We start from the raw sequence: 21945 nt of genomic DNA on the forward strand, positions 1-21945 counted from the left end.
GGATACTTGAAATTCGGTCTTGGATACACCCTTGTGTCTTAGCAACAAAGGGGCATCTGTGCGGGAACTCATACGATGGGCGCTGGCTCCCGCCATGCGCACCTGGGCCGCCGCGTCCGAGCGCGGCTTCGGCGATGTTCCCATGCCCACGGATGCTCCGCAAGCGCACTCCGCGGGCATTGATCCCGACCGGATCCTCATCCTCGGTTCGGGGCTGGCGGTCGGCCGCGGGGTCGTGAGCCACAACCTGGCCCTGCCCGGCTCGCTCGCCCGCGCCCTGTCCGCGCAGACCGGCCGCGGGGTCGACGTCGACCTCATCGCGAATTCCCGCATGACCGTCGCCACGGCCCTCCTCGAGCTGACCGGGGTGCGGCTCACCCGTTTCGAAGCGATCGTGCTGGTCCTGGGCGTGAACGAGGCCGTGAACTTGGTCTCCGCCCGGGCCTGGCGGCGCGATCTGGCGAATCTGCTCCGGTTCCTCACGGCGTCATCGCCCCGCAGCACCCGCATCATCGTGGCGGGAATCCAGCCCATCCGGTCGATCCCGGTGTTCGATTCCAGGCTCGGAAATCTGGCGGACCACCACGGCCGGCTCCTGAACCGGGTGACGGTACGGCTCGTCGCCGACAGCAGCGACGGGGTCGCGTTCGTACCGTCCAGTGCGGCGCCGACGCCGCCGCCGGGCCGATACCGGTCCACGGATACGTATGCGCACTGGGCCGACGTTCTCGCCTCCCGGATGGCGCCGCTCCTCGGCGCCGACCGGGTCGCGACCCCTGACGCCGAACCGGTGCCCTCCGACGACCAGGCGAGGGCGAAGGAGGCGCGGCGCCAGCTCGCGGTCGACCAGCTCGGGATCGTCGACACCCCGCCCGAGGAGCGCTTCGACCGCATCGCGGCACTGGCGCGCACCCTGTTCGGCACCCAGTCCGCGGCGCTCACGGTGATCGATGGCGATCGCCAGTGGCATAAGGCCCGCATCTGCGTGGCCGATGCCGAGTCGCCGCGGTCCAATTCGTTCTGCGAGGTGACCATCACGGGCACCGCGGCTATGGTGATACCGGATGCCCTCCTCGACGACCGCTTCCGAGACAATCCACTCGTGGTGGGCGAGCCGAAGATCAGGTTCTACGCCGGATTCCCGATCGAGTCGCCGTCGGGGGAGCTCATCGGGGCTCTCTGCGTGTTCGACTCGGAGCCGAGGGCGGCAGGAACCATCGACCTCGTGCTGTTGCGCGAGTTGGCGCTGATGGTGCAGCGAGAACTCGCAAGCCCGTTCACCGCCGAGTAGCGGACGCGCCCGTAGACGCGCCCGTAGACGCACCCGTAGACGCACCCCTAGGCGGCGTGGGCGACACCGGCGGGTGCCGATCCGGGCGACAGGCGCGTGCGCGGGGCCGCGCCGATCACGGCGTTGTCCGGAACCCGCAGATCGCGTTCGACGACCGCTCCGGGGCTGAGCCGTGCCCCGCGACCGATCCGCACATAGCTGCCCAGCCGCGCTGCGCTGCCGACGACGGCGTCCGCGCCGACGTGCACGTTCTGGCCGATGAACACGTGAGAACCGATGACCGCGTCCTGGTCGATCCAACTGCCGGGGCCGATCCACGCCTCCGCCCCGACCCGCGCGCCGCTCTCCACGTAGGCGGTTCGGGATACGAACGCCTCGGGGTGCACGCGTGCGCTGGGGGACACCAGTCCGCGTCCGTTGGGGTGACGCCGGTACCGGGTGATGATCCCGGTCTCGATTTCAACTTCTTCATTCACTCTGCCCACGGGGCCTCCTTCTCAGGTCGCCGGCATCGGGCATGCCGGCACCATGTCAGAGAAGTATGGAGGAGCTACCCGAACGCCGCCCGAATCATCGCTGGGTGCTCGCCGGGAGTCCGGAGTCGATGCTGGGCCCACGCGAGACCCGGGTCTGCACCGACGCTGATCCTGTGAGTGGGCCCCGTCGGGCTCGAACCGACGACCCAAGGATTAAAAGTCCTTTGCTCTACCAACTGAGCTAGAGGCCCGCGGTTAATAATGTACAGGGGATTTCGGATCCGTTTTTCTAGGTACCGTGGGAGAGGGTTTTCTGCAGACGAGACGGATGTGCCCACAGCGAACACGAAACCGAGCCCAGGAGGATGCCATGGCCGAGAATTTCCACAAGCCGACCCAGTTCTCCGGCAGCAAATTCGAGTCCTTCCAGGGGGGCGAAGACCCGGCACTGATCAGCCGGGTGGCGCATGAAACCGCGCACGCGCTTCTGGCCCGCGTGCGCAGCGACCCTGACCCCGACATCGTCGAGCGGCTCGTGACCTACACCGACGAGAACGGCGTCGACGCGGTGGCCGAACTCTGGTCGCGGGCAACGCCGCGCAGCCTGCCCGGGGCGCTCTGGCGGATCTACCTGGTGCGGTTGCTCATCCGCCAGGATCCTGAGAGCACAGCGTTCCTCTACCAGCGCGGAACCGAAGTCACGGTGGCGATCGACCCGGTCATTGCCGGGGCCGCAGTGCCCACGGGCACGGCGGAGATCGTCGTCCTGGCCGACCAGATCCTGCGGGGGATCTTCACCGGGGATTTCGCCGTGGCACTCGACCGCGCGGCGGCGTTCTGCCGCGTCATCTCCGTCGGCTGCACCAGCGTCGCGGACGACCTGGAGACGACCGAACCGCTCCGGTCCACCGAACTGACCACCCGCGCCCTCCGGTTCTCCACCACCGCCCAGGAGTTCGGCTCCTGCGCCCGGCTCTGGCGCAGTGACTCGCTGGACTGACCTGTCTAACTGATCGGCCGCGAGCCGTCCCGCCGGGTGCGCGATCCGCATCCGGGTCGTTTACACTGGAGTCTGGTCGGGCCGCAGTAACCCCGGGCTCCAATATTCGCCGCTGTGAGCGGCCTCGCGCCGAGAGGCGTTCTGCGGTCCGGCCTTCACTCCTCCTCTGCCTGGCGTGACACGCCAATCCGATTCGGTCTCCGCGCCGAACCATGGACGTGGACAAGACCTGAGATGCTTGTTCTCATGAGTGCTGAATTCAACGTCAACCGGGAGGGGACTGTTCCTGTCTCCCATGAGGAATTGCTGGGCCGGGTGGCGCAGGGAGATGAAGGAGCATTTGGAGAGCTGTATGACCGGATGGCCTCGCGTGTTCTCGGTCTCGTTCGACGTCTTCTGGTTGACCCCTCGCAGTCGGAGGAAGTGACGCAGGAGATCTTCCTGGAGATCTGGCAGACGGCGACGAGGTACGAGGCCCAGCGCGGCGGGGCGGCGACCTGGATCCTGACCATGGCGCACCGCCGTGCGATCGACCGGATTCGGTCGTCGCAGGCCAGCCGCGACCGGGATATCAAAATCGGCATCCGTGATCTTGCGGTTGCCTACGACGAGGTGTCCGAAACGGTCGGAGTACGAATCGAGCACGAAAGAGTGGAAAAGGCGATGTCCAGATTGACGGAACTGCAACGCCAGGCGATCAGCCTCGCCTACTACGGCGGCCTCAGCCAGAGTGAAGTCGCCGAGCGGTTGCAGATCCCTCTCGGAACTGTGAAAACGAGGCTGCGTGACGGCATGATCCGCCTGCGCGACGAGTTGGGAGTGGCGTCATGAGCGACAACACCCGGAATGACGAAACCCGCAACGCCGCCGGGCAGAACCCGGGCGAGCTCGCCGGCGCCTACGCCCTCCACGCCCTGGGCGCGGAAGAGGCCGCCGTCTATGAGGAGCACCTCAAGGCGTCCGAGCCGGCCCGCATCGAGGCGGCCGAGCTGAGTGACACCGCGGTGGCGCTGGGCCTTGCCGCCACCCCCGTGCAGCCCTCGGCCGGACTCAGGGCCTCCCTGATGGCCAAACTTGCCGCCACGCCGCAGCTCGCGCCCCTGCCGGCCGATCAGACGGCACCGGCCACCCCCGCGCCGCGCGTCGATCCCGCTCCGATCCGAGGCGCCACTGCAGCGGGCAGCGCCTCCGAGCGCGCCCGCCTGCGCTGGTTCCAGCGGCCCGTCGGCGTTCTCGCGGCGGCCGCCGCGGCCGTCGCCCTCTTCGCGGGCGGCACCTTCATCGGCCAGTCCCTGGAGTCCGACCAATTCGAACAGGACCAGGCGGCCGGTCTCGTGCAAATCACGGCGGCCGCTGACATCCAGCGCGCGTCGGCGACCACCGCCGACGGTCAGGAAGCCACCCTGGTCTGGTCCGAAGAGAGCGGACTCTCAGCGCTCCTGGTCGACGACCTGCCGGACTTGCCGTCCGACCGGGACTACCAGCTCTGGTACATCGGCGGCTCCGGCCCGGTTCCCGCCGGAATCTTCGACTCGTCCGGCACCGGCACCGGCACCGTCTGGCGCGTGCTCGACGGCAGTCTCACCGCCGGCGACACGGTCGGCGTCACGGTCGAGCCTAAGGGCGGCTCGGAGCAGCCCACCAGCGACCCGATCCTCGCCATCCAGAGCTCCTGAGCTGCTTGATCTGAGTCGATCCCGACCTGATCCTGACCTGCTCCTGACCCGATCCTCTATGCTCGTCAAATGACTGTTCGGCGAACGACGCTGCCCTTCACCCTGCTCCTCGACCCGGTTCCCGCCGACGCGCCGCAGACGGAATTCGACGACACGTTCCACGAGGTGGACTCGGATGCCCCGGCGTTGCGGGTGGGGGAGTTGAGCGCCCAGCGGGGCGACGGCGTCTTCGAGACACTTGGCGTGGTCGGCGGCCACCCTCAGGCGGTCGGCCCACACCTTGCCCGGCTGGGCACCTCGGCCGCGACCTGTGAGCTGCCCGAGCCGAACACGGCTCAGTGGCTGGCCGCGATCGCGCACGTGGTCGACCGCGTCCCGCACGAGGGCGAAGTTGTGCTCAAACTCGTCTACAGCCGCGGCGTCGACTCCGGCCCGGCACCCACGGCCTGGCTTCACGCGACCCTCGCGCCCGACTTCGCCGTCGTCCGCGAGGACGGCATCCGGGCGGTCACCCTGGACCGCGGCTACCCGCACGGCGTCGCAGAGCAGGCGCCCTGGCTCCTGATGGGCGCGAAGACGCTCAGCTATGCGGTCAACATGGCCGCCCTCAGGGAGGCCCGCCGCCGCGGCGCCGACGACGCGATCTTCCTCACCCACGACGGCTTCGTGCTCGAGGGGCCCACCTCGACCGTGATGCTCTGCAGGGGCGACGTCTACGTCTCTCCCCTGCCGAGCGGAGCAATCCTGCACGGCACCACCCAACAGAGCGCGTTCGAGCACCTTCGGGCGGCAGGGGAGCGCACGGAATACCGCGACATGAGCGTCGACGAGCTACGGTCGGCGGATGCCGTGTGGCTGCTCTCCAGCCTGCGCCTGGCCGTGCACGTGACCGAACTCGATGGCAGACCAATGCCCGTCGACTCCGAGCGCACCCGCACCCTCAACGCCGCCCTGCTCGCCCGCACCGTCTGACGCCCCACCGCAGCGCGTCGCCCCGCAGCCGGCTTGCTAACCAGTTCGACGGAGATTCTGCTCTAATAGTGCCGTTTCACGCGTAATCGGCGCGTTCAGGGCAGAATCTCCGTCGAATTCGTTCGGGGCGCGGAGCGAGGGCGCAGTGCTGTCCGCGCGCCAGGCACGGAACCGGGCTTAGCCGAAGCGGCCGGAGACGTAGTCCTCGGTGGCCTGCTCGCTCGGGTTGGAGAAGATCGTGGTCGTGTCGTCGTACTCGATCAGCTTGCCGGGCTTGCCGGTGCCGGCGATGTTGAAGAATCCGGTGCGGTCGGAGACCCGGGATGCCTGCTGCATGTTGTGAGTGACGATCACAATCGTGTAGTCGGCCTTCATCTCCTCGATCAGGTCCTCGATCGCCAGCGTCGAGATCGGGTCGAGGGCCGAGCACGGCTCGTCCATCAGGATGACGTCGGGGTGCACCGCGATCGCGCGTGCGATGCAGAGGCGCTGTTGTTGGCCTCCGGAGAGGCTCGAGCCGGGCTTGTCGAGGCGATCCTTGACCTCTTTCCAGAGGTTCGCGCCCTGCAGCGACTTCTCGATCAGGTCGTCGGCGTCGGACTTGGCCATCCGGCGGTTGTTGAGCTTCACGCCGGCCAGTACGTTGTCGCCGATCGACATGGTCGGGAACGGGTTCGGGCGCTGGAACACCATGCCCACCTGGCGCCGCACGAGCACCGGGTCGACTCCCTGACCATAGAGGTTGTTGCCGTCGATGAGTACATCGCCCGTGACGTACGCCCCGGGGATGACCTCGTGCATGCGGTTCAGCGTGCGCAGGAACGTGGACTTGCCGCATCCGCTGGGCCCGATCAGGGCCGTCACGGTTCGAGGCTCGATCACCAACGACACGTCTTCGACAGCCAGAAACTTGCTGTAGTAGACGTTGAGGTCGTTGACTTCAATGCGCTTGGACATGCATTCCTTTGGATCAGACGGCCGAGGCCGGGAGGTGGAGCCTAGCGGCCGAGCTTGGGGGAGAAGATTTTGGCGATGACGCGCGCGCCCAGGTTCAATAGCATCACGATCAAGATGAGCGTCAGGGCGCCGGCCCAGGCACGGTCGAGGTAGGACTGGGTGTCTGCGCCCTGGTTGGCGTACTGGGTGTAGACGAACACGGGCAGGGTCATCATGCGCTCGTTGAACAGGTCGTAGTTCATGCTGGCCGTGAACCCGGAGATGATCAGCAGCGGCGCCGTCTCACCGATCACGCGGGAGATCGAGATCATGATCCCGGTCACGATCCCGGCGAGGGATGTCGGCAGCACGACCTTGACGATGGTCAGCCATTTCGGCACACCGAGCGCGTACGCCGCCTCGCGAAGCTCGTTGGGAACAAGCTTGAGCATTTCCTCGCTCGAACGAACGACGACGGGGATCATCAACACTGTGAGGGCGATGGCGCCGCCGAATCCGAAGCGGATGCCGGGGTCGTTGAACAGAAGAGAGAACAGGGCGAACGCGAAGAGTCCCGCGACGATCGACGGGATGCCGGTCATGACGTCGACGAAGAACGTGATCGCCCGAGCCAGCCGACCTCGGCCGTACTCGGTGAGGTAGATCGCTGCCAGGAGGCCGATCGGCACCGAAATGAGCGTGGCCACACCGGTGATCAGCAGCGTGCCGATGACGGCGTGCAAGGCGCCGCCGCCCTCGCCCACGACGTTGCGCTGGGATTGGGTGAAAAAGCTCGGGGTGAGGAACGCCGGCAGTCCGTTGACCAGGGTGGTTATGACGAGCGAGAAGAGCGGCAGAAGGGCGACCGCGAAGGCCACGGTCACGAGGGCGGTGACCAGGCGGTCCTTGGCCTTGCGCACGCCCTCGACGAAGTACGAGAGCAGGTAGATGGCGACGCAGTAGACGACGGTGCCGAAGAAGAGCGTTCCGACGATGTTGAATCCCTCGGCAGCGCCGGAGAGCATCACCACGAAGAAGAACGCGCCTGTGACCAGCCAGCTGGCCAGGAGCACGGCCAGAGAGGTGTGCCGAGGAAGCTTGCCCGCGGTGAGGGAGTTCGTCAGAGGCGCGGCCGTGTTCGAGGTCGTGGTCGTCAGGCTCATCAGTTCGCTCCGGAGAATGCCTTGCGGCGGTTGATGATGACGCGGGCGATCATGTTCACCACGAGCGTGATGACGAAGAGAATGAGACCCGTCGCGAGCAGAATATTGACGCCGACGCCGTGCGCCTCCGGAAAGTTGAGGGCGATGTTCGCGGCGATTGTGGTGGGGTTCTGCGAGGTCAGGAGCTGGAAGATGACGTCCCGGCTCGGTGAGAGCACCATGGCGACGGCCATGGTTTCACCCAGGGCCCGGCCGAGGCCGAGCATCGAGGCGGAGATGATCCCGGCACGGCCGAAGGGCAGCACGGCCATGGCGATCATTTCCCAGCGGGTTGCGCCGAGGGCCAGTGATGCCTCCTCGTATAGCACGGGGGTCTGCAGGAAGATCTCCCGGGACAGCGCCGTGATGATCGGCAAGACCATGACAGCCAGCACGATGGCGACCGTGAGCGTCGTGCGCCCGGTGCCGGAAACCGGGCCGGCAAAGAGGGGGATCCAGCCGAACCACTCGACCAGGTTCGTGTAGAACGGCTGCACGAGCGGCGCGAGCACGCCGATGCCCCACAGCCCGAAGACGACGGAGGGCACGGCGGCGAGAAGGTCGATCAGGTAGCCCAGGCCCTGCGCGAGCTTGCGGGGGGCATAGTGCGAGATGAAGAGCGCGATGCCGATGGCGACGGGCACGGCCATGATCAGCGCGAGGAACGCCGCCCAGAGTGTGCCGAACGCGAGCGGCCAGACATACGACCAGAAGTTGGTGGTGTCGCCCTTGAACTCCTCCGGGTCGGCGAGGAAGGCCGGCAGGCTCTGCACAAGCAGAAAGGCCGCTACGGCGGCGAGAATTGCCAGGATGAGGCTGCCGGCCACAATCGTGCTCGTGGCGAAGATGCGGTCGCCGGGGCGTTCCTTGGCCTTGAGCGAGGGTCGCTCTACTGCGGTCGTCATGCCGGGTATCTCCCTGGGAGGGTTGGGGCAAAAGCTAAGAAAGAGAGGTTCAGGTCACAGGCCACGAACCCCAGTCTGCCCGACCCGGTGCTCGCAAGCCATGCGAGTCCCGGATCGGGCAGCTGAGGAACGGCGAAACAGGAGCTACTTGATGGTCTCGAGAACCGCTGCGACCTTGTCCTGGAGTTCGGTCGTCATCGATGCCGCGCCGGCGGATGCTACCGCTTCGGCCTGGCCCTCGGCGCTGGCCATGTAGCCGACGTAGGCCTTGACGAGCTCAGCCTGGGCGGGGTCGGCGTACTCGGTGCAAACGATCGCGTAGCTGACCAGGACCAGCGGGTACTCGGCCGGGTTGTCGGTCATGCGGTTGAGGTCGAACGCGAGGTCGTTGGCTTCGCGGCCCTCGACGAGAGGAGAACCGTCGACGACGGCGGCGGCGGCTTCGGCGCTGTACGCGACGAACTCGTCGCCGACCTTGAGCTTGGCGACCCCGAGGTCTCCGGCGCGCGACGCGTCGGCGTAGCCGATCGTGCCCACGCCGTTGGTGACGGCGTCGACGACGCCCGAGGTGCCCTGCGCACCCTCACCGGTCTGGAACGGGAAGGTGTCGGAAGCCTTCTCGGTCCACACGTCCGGGGCGTTCTGGCCGAGGTAGTCCGCAAAGTTCTTCGTGGTGCCCGAGTCATCCGAGCGGTGCACGGCGGTGATCGCGGTCGACGGGAGCGAGACGCCCTCGTTCAGTGCGACCAGGGCCGGATCGTTCCAGGTGGTGATGGCGCCGGAGAAGATCTTGGCCAGCGTGTCGGCGTCGACGTTGAGGTCGTCGACCCCATCGACGTTGAAGATCACGGCGATGGGGGAGATGTAGACGGGCAGGTCGACCGCGGTGGTGTCCGCTGCGCAAGAACCGAAGGTGCCGGCGAGCTCGTCGTCGCTCAGGTAGGAGTCGGAGCCTGCGAAGTCGGAGCCACCGGCGATGAACGCCTCCCGACCTGCGCCGGAACCGGACGGGTCGTAGTTGATGGTGACGTCCGGGTTCGCGGTCTGGAACGCTGAGATCCAGGCTTCCTGGGCTGAGCCCTGGGAGGACGCGCCACCGGCGTTGATCGTGCCGGTGAGGGCGCTGGCGGAGTCGGACTCCGGTGCAGCGCCCTCGTTCGCGGCGCAGGAAGACAGTGCCAGTGCGGCGACGACGGCGATGACCGCGGGTCGGCCAAAACGCATGAAATTCACAGATATCCCTTTCGAGGGTTGACTTCATAACAAGTGACTGCAGGTTCGAGGCCGGTGCTGGCCTCACCGTGACCATATTCCGCCTGGTTAACGACACCCCTGCGAAAAGGTTAACGGAAGGTGAACGCGGCGGGGCAGGCCGAAAGAAGCAGCGGGGCATTCACCGAATACCGTGGTCAGAGGGCAGGCGAGTGTGTTTCGATCGCGACGATTCCCGCGCTCGGATTGTCGGCGGAGAGGTGCACCACCGAGAACGACCCGGTTTCGAGGGCCGCCGCGTCGGAGATGTACGCACCGTGGGTGGTGCCGGTGGCCAGGGCGATCTCGTGCAGGATCTCGGGGAGAACCGGCCCGTGGCTACAGATCACAGCAGTCTTTCGCGACCGCACCCGCTTGCCGATGCCGGAACGGACATCCGCCAGGCCCTGCTCGAACGCGTCCTGGCTGTAGCGTTCGGTGCGCTTGATCTGGATGCCGGTGGCCGCCGCGAGCGGGGCCACGGTGGTCACGCAGCGGGTCGCCGTGCTCGACACGATCCGCAGGGGCTGCCAGGCGGTGATCGTGGGCACGATGGCGGCGGCCTGCTTGACGCCGCGCTCGGTCAGCGGCCGGCTGCAGTCGGGGCCGTCCCAGTTGCCGGGCTGCACGGTCTTGCCGTGGCGGAGCGCGATCAGGGCGAAGGTGCGGGTGACACCGGTGTCGACGAGCTTGGCGAATGCGTCGATGATCTCCACGTCGGGCGTGTAACTGAGGTAGGTGCGGGCCTTCTTGATGGTGACCCACTCGATCGCCGCGACCTCGCCGTTGGGCACGAAGGTCGAGTGCTGGATGGCCGCGGGCGTGATCTCTGCGGCCCAGTAGTGAACGATCTTCTCGCGGCCGTTGAGCAGCGAGTAGGCGGAGATGCCCAGTGGCACGCCGAGGGCCACGGCCAGGCCGGTCTCCTCCCCGATCTCGCGCACGGCCGTCTGCGGCAGGGTCTCGCCTGGGTCGACCTTCCCTTTGGGAATGGTCACGTCGCCGTACACGGTGCGATGGATCAGGAGAACGTGGATCTTGCCGTCGATCAGGCGCCAGCAGACGGCGCCCGCAGCGTAGATGGCAGGGTCGCTCATCGGCGCCCCGCCGGGCGCTTGCGGAGGGAGATTTGTTGCATGAGCCTGTTCTGCATGTCGTCGAGCGGATGGCCGGAGCCGTCCAGGTGGTGGCGCGTCCATTCGCCCGAACTGTCCAGCCACCACGATGAGGTGCGGTCGTCCATGGCCCGGGTGAAGAGGGCGTCGATTTCGGTCAGGTGGTCAGGGTCGACGAGGCGCACCAGCGCCTCGACCCGGCGGTCGAGGTTGCGGTGCATCATGTCGGCGCTGCCGATGTAGACCTGCGGGTCACCGTTGGTGTGGAACGAGAAGATCCGGGAGTGCTCCAGGTATCGCCCGAGAATCGAGCGCACCTTGATGGTCTCGCTCATCCCGGGGACCCCGGGCTTCAGGCTGCAGATGCCGCGCACCCAGATCTCGATCGGCACGCGCGCCTGGCTGGCCCGATACAGTGCGTCGATGATGGCCTCGTCGACCATGGAGTTCACCTTGATCCGGATGCCCGACGGCTTGCCGGCCTGGGCGGCCGCGGTTTCCGTCGCGATGCTCTTGAGCAGGGCGCGGCGCAGGTGCAGCGGCGCCACCAGCAGGCGCTTGAACTTCTTCTCGATCGCGTAGCCGGAGAGTTCGTTGAACAGACGGGTGAGGTCCTTGCCCACCTGCGGGTCCGCGGTCAGGAGCCCGAGGTCTTCGTAGAGACGGCTGGTCTTGGGGTTGTAGTTGCCGGTGCCGATGTGGCTGTAGTGGCGCAAAACGCCGTCTTCGTTCCGCACCACGAGCGCGAGTTTGCAGTGCGTCTTCAGGCCCACGAGGCCGTAGACCACGTGCACGCCGGCCTTCTCGAGCTTGCGGGCCCAGGTGATGTTGGCCTGTTCGTCGAAGCGGGCCTTGATCTCCACCAGGGCGAGCACCTGCTTGCCCGACTCGGCGGCTGCGATCAGCGCCTCGACGATGGGGCTGTCGCCCGAGGTACGGTACAGGGTCTGCTTGATGGCGAGCACGTCCGGGTCGGCCGCGGCCTGCTCGAGGAACGCTTGCACGCTGGTCGCGAACGACTCGTACGGGTGGTGCAGCAGGATGTCCCGGCGCGAGATGGCGCTGAAGATGTCCGGTTCCGCGTTCGGTTCCGGGGCGAGCAGCTGAACGGCCGTCGTCGGCACGTGCTTCACGTAGCGCAGGTCCGGGCGGTCGATCCGCAGGTCGAACAGGCCGCCCAGGTCGAGCGGGGCCGGCAGGCGGTACACCTCCTGATCGGTGACGTCCAGCTCGCGCACGAGCAGGCCGAGGGTGACCTCGTCCATGTCTTCGGTGATCTCGAGACGGATGGGCGGGCCGAACCGGCGGCGCAGCAGCTCCTTCTCGAGGGCCTTGATCAGATTCTCGGTCTCGTCCTCTTCGATCTCGACGTCTTCGTTGCGGGTGACCCGGAAGACGTGGTGCTCGAGGATGTCCATGCCCGGGAACAGATCTCCGAGATGGTTCGCGATCAGGTCCTCGAGCGTGATGAAGCGGACGCTATCTGCCTTCTCGCGTCGGTCCACGCGCACGAAGCGGGGGAGCATGGTGGGCACCTTGAGCCGGGCGAACTCCTGCTTGCCGGTTTTGGAGTTGCGAACCCGGACCGCGAGGTTCAGCGAGAGCCCGGAGATGTAGGGGAATGGATGCACCGGGTCGACCGCGAGGGGCATCAGCACCGGGAAGATCTGGTTCGAGAAGTAGTCGCGCAGGGAACGGCGGTCGGCATCGTCCAGGGTGTCCCAGTTGACGATGTCGATCCCGGCTTCGGCGAGGGCCGGGCTGACGAGGTCCTGGAAGGCGTGGGCGTGCCGGGCCTGCAGAACGTGGGCCGTGGTGGAGATGTCGGAGAGGGCGTCCTGCGGGGCGCGCCCGATGTTGGTCGGCACGGCCAGCCCGGTGAGGATGCGGCGCTTCAGGCCGGCGACCCGCACCATGAAGAATTCGTCGAGGTTACTGGCGAAGATGGCCAGGAAGTTCGCCCGTTCCAGAGCCGGGAGATCAGGGTCCTCCGCGAGCTCGAGCACCCGCTGGTTGAAGGCCAGCCAGCTCAGTTCCCGGTCGAGGTAGCGCTCGGTGAGGAGCGCCGGATCGTTCACGCCGATCAGGGGATCGAAATCATCGTCAAAGTCGCTGCCCAGGCCCGAGTCGGTCTGAATGTTATCGCCGTCCATTCAACCATCTTGACACTGCGGACCGCGCGAATGCGACGATCTTGGATGAACACTGGTCAATGCGGGCTGCGGCGGTACTGCACATCGATCGTTCGCTCGGTGAACCCGAGCGAACGATACAGGGCCACCGCGGCGGCGCTGTCGGCCTCCACATACAGGTCCGCGGTACGGCACCCGCGTTCGCGGAGGCGGTCGAGCCCGGCCAACATGAGGCGGCGGCCGACGCCGCGACCGGCGGCATCCGGGTGCACGCCGACGACGTAGATCTCGCCCACCGGGGAGCCCGACTCGATCTTCAACCAGTTGTAGCCGACCATCCGACCGGTGCCAGTGCCAGTGCCGGCGTCGCGGGCCACCAGGAAATCACCGGCCGAGAACCACGGTTCGGCACAGCGGGCGGCCAGATCGCTCGCGGTCAGAGCCCCCTGCTCCGGGTGCGCGGCGAACACCAGCGCGTTCAGCGCCACCCATTCCGCGTCGTCCGGCCCGGGCCGGAACGCGTCGATCTGGACGGCGGCACGGATGCCGGTGCGGGCAGGGGCTCCGGGCTCGGCCGGCGCGCTGCCGGCTGTCTCCTTCGACAGGTCCAGCCGCAGCTGCAGCAGGGTGCGCTCGGCCGTGAAAGCGAACCGATCGGCGAGCGCACGGGCAGCGGGGTGGTCGCCGTGCGACCAGATCGTCAGCTCCCCGGGCGCGTCGGCCAGGATTTCGGCCAGGGCGGCCGCGCCGTACCCGTGCCGGCGTCGGGCCGGGTCGACGACGAGGTCGAGTTCGCCGGCGCCGAGGATGCCCGCACCCACGACGACGTTCCCGTCCTTCTCCACGACCAGGAACGGGGCGCGGTGCCCCGCGGCCACGTCGAAAAGGGACTGTTCGTTGAACGGCGCGTAGCCGTCGCCCTGGGTAGCGGTGGCGCTGACCCGGTGGAACTCGGCCGCGAAGGCGGCATCCGTCAGATCAGGCGCAAACCGGATGAATGCCACGGGTGCCGTCCTGTTCCTGCACATTGAAGCGGTAGCCCACGTTGCGCACGGTGCCGATCAGGGATTCCTGGTCGCCGAGCTTGGCCCGCAGTCGCCGCACGTGCACGTCCACCGTGCGGGTGCCGCCGAAGTAGTCGTAGCCCCAGACCTCGCTGAGTAGCTGTTCCCGGGTGAAGACCCGCGACGGATGCGCGGTGAGAAAGCGCAGGAGCTCGAATTCCTTGTAGGTGAGGTCCAGCGGCCGGCCGTGCACCTTGGCGGAATAGCTGGCCTCGTCGATGATGACCCCGGCGGCGCGGATGGTGGCGGATTCCTCCGTGCGGGGCACGCGCCCGACGGCGAGGCGGATGCGCGCATCCACCTCGGCCGGCCCAGCCGTCTCGAGGATGACGTCGTCGACGCCCCAGTCCGGGCTCACCGCGGCCAGGCCGCCCTCCGTGATCACGAGCAGCAGCGGAACGGTGTTTCCCGTGGTGCGCAGAATCTGGCAGAGCGACTTGGCCGCCATCAGATTGGAGCGGGCATCGACGAGCATGAGGTCGGCGTCGGGCGCCGTCACGAGCTGGTCCGGCTGGGCGGGGATGGTGCGCGTGCCGTGTGACAGCAGGGCGAGGGCGGGAAGAACGTCACTGTTGACCGCCGAGGTCAGGATCAACAACTGGGCCACACTCACCCTCCAAGGATTGTGCGCCCCATCCTAGCGTGCCGCGGAAAGGGTCCCGGGCAGGGCAGAATGAGAGGGTGAGCTGGCAGTGGAAGAGCGTCGTCGTGGTGTGGTTGTTCGCGTTCGCGTGCGCCGTGCTGGCCGGATGGCTGTCCCTGCCCGGCCAGCATCTGATCTGGATGAGCCTCTCCTTCGCCGGCTGCACGATCGGAACCCTGAGCGTACAGCTCGCGACCGGACGCAAGGAAGGTTACGTGGACCGGGTGACGACCAGCCTCGTCGGTGCCGTGGCCGTGCTCGCCGCCGCCACCGGAATCTTCGCTCTCGCCGGGCTCCTCTGACTCTGATCTGAGTCAGCCCGTGCTCGTGTGGTTCTGCTGAGGCGTGCCGAGGGGTTATCGCGCGCGAGCGGGCTAGAGTAAGACGTATGTCTATCCTCGCTATCGAAATCTTCTTCCTGGGGCTGCTCGCGCTGGCGAGCCTGTCGATCGCCTGGGTGTCCGGCTTGGTTCTGTTCAAGCTGTACCGGGGGCAGCGGTAGCCCTCGATGTTTGAGCTGCCCCCTCAGCTCCCCTCCGAACTGGTGCCGCTGTCGTGGCTCCTCGGGGTGTGGGAAGGTTCGGGAATCATCGACTATCAGATCGGCGAAGAGTCCGTCAGCCGGGAGTTCGGTCACCGGTTGAGCTTCAGCCACGACGGCCTGCCGCACCTGAATTACAGCTCCTACACCTGGCTCGAGCCGACGCCCGACTCCGACGGCGGTGAGTCGACGCCGCTGATGACGGAAACCGGGTACTGGCGGCTGAGCCGTGCCCAAGGGCTCGGCGATCCCGGTCCGGGTCTGCTGCCGGCCGTGGGTGAGCATCCGTTCGTCACCGCTGCTGCGGTCGAAACCCTCCGCAACGCCGACAACGGCTTCGATATCGACGTGACCATCGTGCACCCCGGCGGAGTCGCGGAAATCTACCTCGGCCAGGTCAAGGGTCCGCGCATCGACCTGGCGACGGATGCCGTGATGCGCACCCAGGGTGCCAAACCCTACTCGGCGGCGACGAGGCTCTATGGTCTGGTCGACGGCCATCTGCTCTGGGCCTGGGACATGGCCGCCTTAGGTCAGAGCCTGCGCACCCACGCGTCCGGCCGCCTCAAGCGCGTCGAATAAACCGGGCATCCCTGCGCGTCACATCCAGGTGCCCCGGCGCCGAACCGTCCGTTGGAAAGAGTTCCCATGACCGATGCACCCGTGTCCCCTCTCCCGTCCTCGCCGCTCAGATCCCCGCTGCTCGAACTCGACGGCGCGGTGCAGGCCGAGGGCATCGATGCCGGCGTGGCCGCGCACTACGGCGGACCTCTCACGGAGCAGCGCCGGCTCCTCGCCGGCGGAGCCGTCGTCGACCTGTCCCACCACGGCGTGCTGAGCGTCGCCGGACCGGACCGGTTGACCTGGCTCAACTCCATCTCCAGCCAGGAGCTGCGCCGCCTGGCGCCGGGGGAGTCCACCGAGACGCTCCTGCTCGACCCGAACGGCCACGTCGAATACGCCATGGCGGTCATCGACGACGGGGTGGAGACCTGGCTGCTGGTCGAGGCAGCCCAACTGCCCGGGTTGCACGCGTGGCTCGACACGATGCGCTTCACACTGCGGGTGCAGGTCGTCGACCACACTCTCGCCTATGCCGTGATCGGGTCGATGGGTGACCCGTCGGTGTTGCCGCTCACACCGGCCGCGCCGAGCGGAGTGCCTCTGGTGTGGCACGACCCCTGGACCCAGGTCTCCGCGGGCGGATACCAGTACGCGCCTGGACCGGCGCACCCGGCCGCCGCGTGGCACTGGACCGAGACCCTCGTCCCCCGCGCGTCCCTGCCGGCTCTGCGCGACGCCGTGCGGAACGGAGGGGTCGCCGCGGCCGGCCTTCTCGCCGTCGAGGCCCTCCGGATCGCGGCGTGGCGCCCGCGCCGGGCCACGGAGGTCGACGAGAAGAGCCTGCCGCACGAACTCGACTGGCTGCGCAGCGCCGTGCACCTGAACAAGGGCTGCTACCGCGGCCAGGAGACCGTGGCCAAGGTACACAACCTCGGGCATCCGCCCCGCCGCCTGGTGCTGCTGCACCTGGACGGCTCCGACGCGGTGCTCCCCGTGCACGGGGACGAAGTGCAGGCCGTGAAGCAGCTGGCCGACGGAACCACCGAGCACCGCGGGATCGGCCGGATCACCTCCAGCGCCATCCATTACGAGCTGGGCCCGATCGCGCTCGCCACGGTGAAGCGCACCGTTCCCGCCACGGTCACCCTGTACGTGGCCTCCCAGGACATCCTCGTCGCGGCCGCGCAGGAGGTCATCGTGCCTCAGTCGGCGGGCTCGGTGGCCGATATCCCGCGCCTGCCCCGGCTCGGCATCCGCACGCCCGGCCACTGACGCCGGTCATTGACCCCGGCCACTGACCCGGGCCGCCGACCCAGCCCCGGCGCGCTCGCCACGTCGGTAGAGTTGGACTCATGTCAGATGCATACAATCTCATCCTTCTCCGTCACGGCCAAAGCCTATGGAACCAGGATAACCTTTTCACCGGCTGGGTGGATGTCAGGCTGAGCGAGCAGGGCGCGGGCGAAGCCAAGCGCGCCGGCGAGCTTCTCGCCGAGTCGGGCCTGCTGCCCGACATCCTGCACACCTCATTACTTACCCGCGCCATCCAGACCGCGAATATCGCTCTGGAAGAAGCCGACCGGCTGTGGATCGACGTCAAGCGCTCCTGGCGGCTCAACGAGCGCCACTACGGCGCCCTGCAGGGCCTCGACAAGGCGGAGACCCTCGCAAAGTTCGGGCCCGAGCAATTCCAGCTGTGGCGCCGCTCCTTCGACGTTCCGCCGCCCGTGCTGGCCGACGATTCCCGCTGGTCTCAGGCGCACGACCCGCGTTACGCGGCGCTCGGCGACGACCTGCCCCGCACCGAGTGCCTCAGCGACGTCGTCGACCGGATGCTGCCCTACTGGGAATCCGACATCACCCCCGACCTGCGTGCGGGCAAGACGGTTCTCGTCACCGCCCATGGCAACTCGCTGCGCGCGCTGGTCAAGCACCTCGATGGCATCAGCGACGCGGACATCGCCGAGCTGAACATCCCCACCGGCATCCCGCTGGTCTACCGCCTCGGCGCGGACATGATGCCGCTCGGCCCCGGCCGTTACCTTGACCCCGAGGCTGCCGCCGCCGGTGCTGCTGCCGTCGCGGCCCAGGGAAACAAGAAGTAGCGTCCAACCCACCAGGAACGAGAAAGCCCCGGAAGCGACTGCTTCCGGGGCTTTCTCGTTCCTGGTGACGCCGGAGCGCCTGGACTCTAGGCGTTCGTGTTCTGCTGCCAGGCGCCGGTGCCGAGGTACTGCACCTTCTTCGCGATCGAGACCGCGTGGTCGGCGAAGCGCTCATGGTAGCGGCTGGCGAGGGTGGAGTCGACCGTGTCGGCCGCCTGGCCCTTCCAGGTCGCCCCGAGCACGGCGTCGAACACGCTGAGGTGCAGCGCGTCGACCTTGTCGTCTTCGTTGCGGATGGTTTCGGCCAGCTTCATGTCCTCATTGGTCAGAAGCGCGGTGAGCATGTGCGCGATTGCCGTGACGAGCGTGCCCATCTCGGCGAAGGTGGCGCGCAGGCTTTTCGGCACGACCTTGTCGGGGAACCGGTAACGGGCCAGCTGGGCGATGTGCGTGGACAGATCGCCCATCCGTTCGAGCGACGCGCTGATGCGCAGGGCGCTGACGACGATGCGCAGGTCGCGTGCGACCGGCTGCTGGCGGGCCAGGATCGTGATGGCCAGCTCATCGAGTTCGATGGTCAGCTCGTCGATCTTCTCGTCTTCGGAAATCGCTTCTTCCGCCAGACCGACGTCGGACTCGTTGAAGGCGCGCGTCGCCTTGTCGATGGAGATCGCCACGAGTCGGGAGATCTCGACAAGGCGATCCTGCACTTCGGCGAGTTCCTGCTGGAATACTTCACGCATGGTGTGTGGTCCTTCCTGGGCGCGCGTAACACGCAGACGCGTGAGACCCACCTGGCCCCACCGAATCATGGGGGAGGGAGGTTAACGGCAGGTGCCGTGGTCTTGAACTCTACCTAAAGTAGCCTGCGCGCCGGGACGGCCCTGTCACCCACCCGGAATAAACGTCAGTATTCTGGATGAATGGAATCGACAGGGCTTGTGCTTCTGGCGCTGGCCCTCGGCCTGACTGTCGGGGCCGGTTTCATGACGCTGCTGCACGTGGCCGAGCGTCACGGTCGGCGCGCCGCCGAGGTCGTCAACCCGGCCGTCCCCGACGGAATCGACCAGGTGCTCGACGCGCTGGAGACGGCCGGTGCCGTCGTCGACCCGTCCAACAACGTGATCAAGGCATCCCAGGCCGCGGTGTCGATGGGACTGGTCTGGAACCGGCAGCTGGTGCACTCCGAGCTCCTGAACCTGATCAGCCAGGTGCGCCGTTCCGGCGAGCCGATCTCGGACCATCTGGTCCTCTCCCGCGGGCCCTTCGGTGATGCCAGCATGCGGGTGCGGGTACGGTTGGCCCGGCTGGGAACACGGTACGTTCTGGTGCTGGCGGAGGACCGCACCGAGGCTTTCCGGCTCGACGAGGTGCGCCGGGACTTCGTCGCCAACATCAGCCATGAGTTGAAGACGCCCATCGCCGCCGTGGGGCTGCTGGCCGAGGCGCTCACCCAGGCGGCGGACGAGCCGGTGCAGGTGCGCCGCTTCGCGAACCGCCTCACCACTGAGTCCGGTCGCCTCAGCCGCCTGACCCAGGAGATCATCGAATTGTCCCGCCTACAGGCGCAGGATTCCCTGACCGAGCCCGAGATCGTCAACGTCGACGTCATCGTGGCCACGGCGGTGGACCAGAGCCGGGTCACCGCGGAGGCGGACCGGATCACGATCGCCCTCGGCAAGAAATCGGGGGCCGAGGTGAGCGGCGACGAGCGGCTCCTCGTGATGGCCGTGCACAATCTCGTGGCCAATGCAGTGAACTACTCAGCAGAGGGTTCCCGCGTCGGGGTCGGGGTGCGCAAGAACGCCGGAGTCGTCGAGATCAGCGTCACCGACCAGGGCGTGGGCATCGAGGAAGCCGATCTTGATCGGATCTTCGAACGCTTCTTCCGGGTCGACCAGGCCCGCTCGCGGCACACCGGCGGTACGGGGCTCGGCCTCGCGATCGTCAAGCACATCGTTCAGATCCACGGCGGCGACATCCGCGTCTGGTCGCAGCCGGGCAGCGGTTCGACCTTCACCATCCGCCTCCCGGAGGCGCCGCACCCCGCTTCGGCGGCGATAGGAGACACCCCATGACCCACATCCTTCTAGTCGAAGACGAGAGCGCGCTCAGTGAGCCGCTGAGCTTCCTGCTCGAGCGGGAGGGGTACGAGGTCACCGTCGCCGAAGACGGTCCGAGCGCCATCAGCGAGTTCGACCGCACCGGTGCAGACCTGATTCTGCTCGACCTCATGCTCCCCGGCATCCCAGGCACGGAGGTGTGTCGGGAGATCCGCACGCGGTCGTCAGTGCCGATCATCATGCTGACCGCCAAGGACTCCGAGGTGGACATCGTGGTCGGGCTCGAGCTCGGCGCCGACGACTACGTCACCAAGCCGTATTCGACCCGGGAACTGCTCGCCCGCATCCGTGCCGTTTCCCGGCGCCGCACCGACGAGGTCGGGGAGGACCTGAGCCTGCTGTCGGCGGGCACAGTGCGGATGGACACCGAGCGGCACACCGTGACAGTGTCCGGCGAGATCGTGAACCTGCCGCTGAAAGAATTCGAGCTGCTGGAGTTCCTGCTCCGCAATGCCGGCCGGGTGCTCACTCGAGGTCAGCTGATCGACCGGGTCTGGGGCAGCGACTACTTCGGGGATACCAAGACCCTGGACGTGCACATCAAGCGGATCCGGTCGCGGATCGAAGCCGCCCCCTCGGATCCGACCATGCTGGTCACCGTGCGCGGCCTGGGCTACCGCTTCGACGCCTGAGGCCGGGGGCGACGGAGGGCGCCCGCGTGGGAATGCGTGCCACGATCCGGAGCGGCCGGTCGCCCTCGCCCTACGGGGCGGAGGTCGGCAGCAGCGTCGAGTACTCCTCGAGCGAGCCGTCGAGCACCGGGACGAGAACTTCGACGCCGGTCTCGTTGCCGTACTGGAAGAAGACGGGGAACAGCGATCCCGGCGCGACGTCGGCCGCGACGGTGACGGTCGGGGCATCCGGTGTGCCGAACGTGACGCTGGAGTTCGCGTCCACGTTCACCTCCTGGGTGAATTTCTCGGTGCCGTCGTCGTACTGCACGTTCAGGTTGTGTGCCGAATCGCCCGAGTTGACGACGGTGACCACGAGGTTGGCGATGTTGCCGTCGTCCGACAGAAGCATGGCGTTGCGGATGGCGAGGTCGCCGACATTGCCGCTGACTCCGTCGCTCGCGTCGTATTTCGCGGTCGTCGACTGCGGTGCCAGGAGATTGCAACCGCTGGTCCCCAGAAGGATGCCGGTCGCCACAACGACGGACACGATGATACGAGCTTTCACAACGCCTCCAACAGATCACCGTTCCGCCTGACGGCCAAACGCTGCAAATTTAGCTTTCCCCTTCAGCCTACCGGCTCCCGTCGGGCTGAGCCGCGCGCGCCCGGGCGCGGCGCACCTTACCACTGGCGGCTGTGGTATCCTCGACGTTGCTGAAGGGATACACATATGCTGTTTGAGGTTGGCGAAACTGTCGTTTATCCCCACCATGGTGCTGCGACGATCACCGAGGTGAAGACGCGCATGGTCAAGGGTGAAGAGAAACTGTACCTGAAGCTGAATGTCACCCAGGGCGATCTGACCATTGAGGTTCCCGCCGAGAACGTCGACCTGGTCGGCGTTCGCGACGTGATCGGCCAAGAAGGTCTCGACAAGGTGTTCGAGGTGCTGCGCGCTCCCTTCACCGAAGAGCCCACCAACTGGTCCCGCCGGTACAAGGCCAACCTGGAAAAGCTCGCATCCGGCGACGTCATCAAGGTGTCGGAGGTCGTTCGTGACCTGTGGCGCCGCGACCAGGACCGGGGCCTGTCCGCCGGCGAGAAGCGGATGCTGGCCAAGGCCCGTCAGATTCTTATTTCAGAGCTGGCCCTGGCGGAGAAGACCGACGAAGAGAAGGCCTCCACGGTCCTCGACGAGGTCCTGGCGTCCTAACCGGCATAGCCGGAACCGGCAGAACCAGAACCCACGTAACCAGACTTGCTTTCGATGGAGGGCGGCGCCGCGAGGTGCCGCCTTTCGCATTTCGTGCTTCCGACGCCCGCACCGACGCGGTC

The 21945-nt window shown here is 67.1% G+C and carries 23 protein-coding genes and 1 tRNA gene; 12 read left to right on the forward strand and 12 right to left on the reverse strand.

Annotation, left to right across the window (positions count from 1 at the left end):
- Positions 1–94 precede the first annotated feature (94 nt).
- Positions 95–1291, forward strand: coding sequence for a GAF domain-containing protein (locus E3O28_RS01605; protein WP_134401427.1), 1197 nt, complete (start codon positions 95–97; stop codon positions 1289–1291).
- Positions 1292–1338: 47 nt separating this feature from the next.
- Here E3O28_RS01605 and E3O28_RS01610 read toward each other — a convergent pair whose 3' ends face one another.
- Together E3O28_RS01610 and E3O28_RS01615 are read right to left on the reverse strand one after the other, a co-directional pair.
- Entirely contained in the window at positions 1339–1776 is a 438-nt protein-coding gene (locus E3O28_RS01610; protein ID WP_104100163.1) for a hypothetical protein, read from the reverse strand.
- Between the two features lie 169 nt (positions 1777–1945).
- A tRNA-Lys gene (locus E3O28_RS01615) sits at positions 1946–2018 on the reverse strand.
- A gap of 119 nt (positions 2019–2137) precedes the next feature.
- On the opposite strand from E3O28_RS01615, the gene E3O28_RS01620 reads away from it, so the two are divergent.
- From E3O28_RS01620 to E3O28_RS01635, 4 genes are all read left to right on the forward strand, one after another.
- Entirely contained in the window at positions 2138–2767 is a 630-nt protein-coding gene (locus E3O28_RS01620; RefSeq protein WP_134415077.1) for a DNA-directed RNA polymerase subunit beta, read from the forward strand.
- Positions 2768–3013: 246 nt separating this feature from the next.
- Positions 3014–3598: an ECF RNA polymerase sigma factor SigK gene (sigK, locus tag E3O28_RS01625; RefSeq protein ID WP_104100197.1), complete on the forward strand. Its 585-nt coding sequence runs from the start codon at positions 3014–3016 to the stop codon at positions 3596–3598.
- Positions 3595–4443, forward strand: coding sequence for an anti-sigma factor (locus E3O28_RS01630; protein ID WP_134415078.1), 849 nt, complete (start codon positions 3595–3597; stop codon positions 4441–4443). Before sigK ends, E3O28_RS01630 begins: the two co-directional genes overlap by 4 nt.
- Positions 4444–4512: 69 nt before the next feature.
- Positions 4513–5415: an aminodeoxychorismate lyase gene (locus tag E3O28_RS01635; RefSeq protein ID WP_134415079.1), complete on the forward strand. Its 903-nt coding sequence runs from the start codon at positions 4513–4515 to the stop codon at positions 5413–5415.
- A gap of 177 nt (positions 5416–5592) precedes the next feature.
- On the opposite strand, the gene pstB is transcribed toward E3O28_RS01635, so the two are convergent.
- The 8 genes from pstB to E3O28_RS01675 form a co-directional block, all read right to left on the reverse strand.
- Positions 5593–6372 carry a phosphate ABC transporter ATP-binding protein PstB gene (pstB, locus tag E3O28_RS01640; RefSeq protein ID WP_104100159.1) on the reverse strand — a complete coding sequence of 260 codons (780 nt, stop codon included), beginning with the start codon at positions 6370–6372 and terminating at the stop codon, positions 5593–5595.
- Positions 6373–6413: 41 nt separating this feature from the next.
- A complete protein-coding gene (gene pstA / locus E3O28_RS01645; RefSeq protein WP_134373875.1) occupies positions 6414–7514 on the reverse strand; it encodes a phosphate ABC transporter permease PstA in 1101 nt (366 codons plus the stop codon).
- Positions 7514–8458 (reverse strand): phosphate ABC transporter permease subunit PstC, encoded by a 945-nt coding sequence (gene pstC, locus E3O28_RS01650; protein ID WP_104100157.1) that lies wholly within the window; start codon positions 8456–8458, stop codon positions 7514–7516. The genes pstA and pstC overlap by 1 nt, the downstream gene beginning before the upstream one ends.
- Positions 8459–8602: 144 nt before the next feature.
- Entirely contained in the window at positions 8603–9682 is a 1080-nt protein-coding gene (gene pstS, locus E3O28_RS01655; RefSeq protein ID WP_134373877.1) for a phosphate ABC transporter substrate-binding protein PstS, read from the reverse strand.
- Positions 9683–9867: 185 nt separating this feature from the next.
- Positions 9868–10806: an NUDIX hydrolase gene (locus E3O28_RS01660; RefSeq protein WP_104100156.1), complete on the reverse strand. Its 939-nt coding sequence runs from the start codon at positions 10804–10806 to the stop codon at positions 9868–9870.
- A complete protein-coding gene (locus tag E3O28_RS01665; RefSeq protein WP_104100155.1) occupies positions 10803–12977 on the reverse strand; it encodes an RNA degradosome polyphosphate kinase in 2175 nt (724 codons plus the stop codon). Before E3O28_RS01665 ends, E3O28_RS01660 begins: the two co-directional genes overlap by 4 nt.
- 56 nt (positions 12978–13033) lie before the next feature.
- Positions 13034–13960, reverse strand: coding sequence for a mycothiol synthase (gene mshD / locus E3O28_RS01670; protein WP_241972970.1), 927 nt, complete (start codon positions 13958–13960; stop codon positions 13034–13036).
- Positions 13935–14627 carry a response regulator transcription factor gene (locus E3O28_RS01675; RefSeq protein WP_104100153.1) on the reverse strand — a complete coding sequence of 231 codons (693 nt, stop codon included), beginning with the start codon at positions 14625–14627 and terminating at the stop codon, positions 13935–13937. Before E3O28_RS01675 ends, mshD begins: the two co-directional genes overlap by 26 nt.
- Before the next feature lie 74 nt (positions 14628–14701).
- Here E3O28_RS01675 and E3O28_RS01680 point away from each other — a divergent pair, with 74 nt between their 5' ends.
- The 4 genes from E3O28_RS01680 to E3O28_RS01695 all read left to right on the forward strand — a co-directional run bounded on the left by E3O28_RS01680 (position 14702) and on the right by E3O28_RS01695 (position 17873).
- Complete coding sequence (locus E3O28_RS01680; protein WP_104100152.1) at positions 14702–14965, forward strand: hypothetical protein; 264 nt, start codon at positions 14702–14704, stop codon at positions 14963–14965.
- Between the two features lie 206 nt (positions 14966–15171).
- Positions 15172–15786 (forward strand): FABP family protein, encoded by a 615-nt coding sequence (locus tag E3O28_RS01685; RefSeq protein WP_104100151.1) that lies wholly within the window; start codon positions 15172–15174, stop codon positions 15784–15786.
- Between the two features lie 66 nt (positions 15787–15852).
- Positions 15853–17040, forward strand: a complete 1188-nt coding sequence (locus E3O28_RS01690) for a folate-binding protein YgfZ (protein WP_104100150.1) — start codon at positions 15853–15855, stop codon at positions 17038–17040.
- Positions 17041–17120: 80 nt separating this feature from the next.
- The gene (locus E3O28_RS01695) at positions 17121–17873 is read left to right on the forward strand and encodes a phosphoglyceromutase (RefSeq protein WP_134415081.1); all 753 of its coding nucleotides are present in this window, start codon (positions 17121–17123) and stop codon (positions 17871–17873) included.
- Positions 17874–17959: 86 nt separating this feature from the next.
- On the opposite strand, the gene phoU is transcribed toward E3O28_RS01695, so the two are convergent.
- The gene (gene phoU / locus E3O28_RS01700; protein WP_104100148.1) at positions 17960–18616 is read right to left on the reverse strand and encodes a phosphate signaling complex protein PhoU; all 657 of its coding nucleotides are present in this window, start codon (positions 18614–18616) and stop codon (positions 17960–17962) included.
- A gap of 180 nt (positions 18617–18796) precedes the next feature.
- On the opposite strand from phoU, the gene E3O28_RS01705 reads away from it, so the two are divergent.
- A complete protein-coding gene (locus E3O28_RS01705) occupies positions 18797–19951 on the forward strand; it encodes an ATP-binding protein (protein WP_104100147.1) in 1155 nt (384 codons plus the stop codon).
- On the forward strand, positions 19948–20628 hold the full coding sequence (locus tag E3O28_RS01710) for a response regulator transcription factor (protein WP_104100146.1): 681 nt from the start codon (positions 19948–19950) through the stop codon (positions 20626–20628). The genes E3O28_RS01705 and E3O28_RS01710 overlap by 4 nt, the downstream gene beginning before the upstream one ends.
- Before the next feature lie 70 nt (positions 20629–20698).
- Here E3O28_RS01710 and E3O28_RS01715 read toward each other — a convergent pair whose 3' ends face one another.
- Positions 20699–21175 (reverse strand): hypothetical protein, encoded by a 477-nt coding sequence (locus tag E3O28_RS01715; RefSeq protein ID WP_104100145.1) that lies wholly within the window; start codon positions 21173–21175, stop codon positions 20699–20701.
- 165 nt (positions 21176–21340) lie between these two features.
- On the opposite strand from E3O28_RS01715, the gene E3O28_RS01720 reads away from it, so the two are divergent.
- Entirely contained in the window at positions 21341–21823 is a 483-nt protein-coding gene (locus E3O28_RS01720) for a CarD family transcriptional regulator (protein ID WP_104100144.1), read from the forward strand.
- Positions 21824–21945: the final 122 nt, after the last annotated feature.

Source organism: Cryobacterium sp. TMT2-14 (genome assembly GCF_004402465.1).
Taxonomy (GTDB): Bacteria; Actinomycetota; Actinomycetes; order Actinomycetales; family Microbacteriaceae; genus Cryobacterium; species Cryobacterium sandaracinum.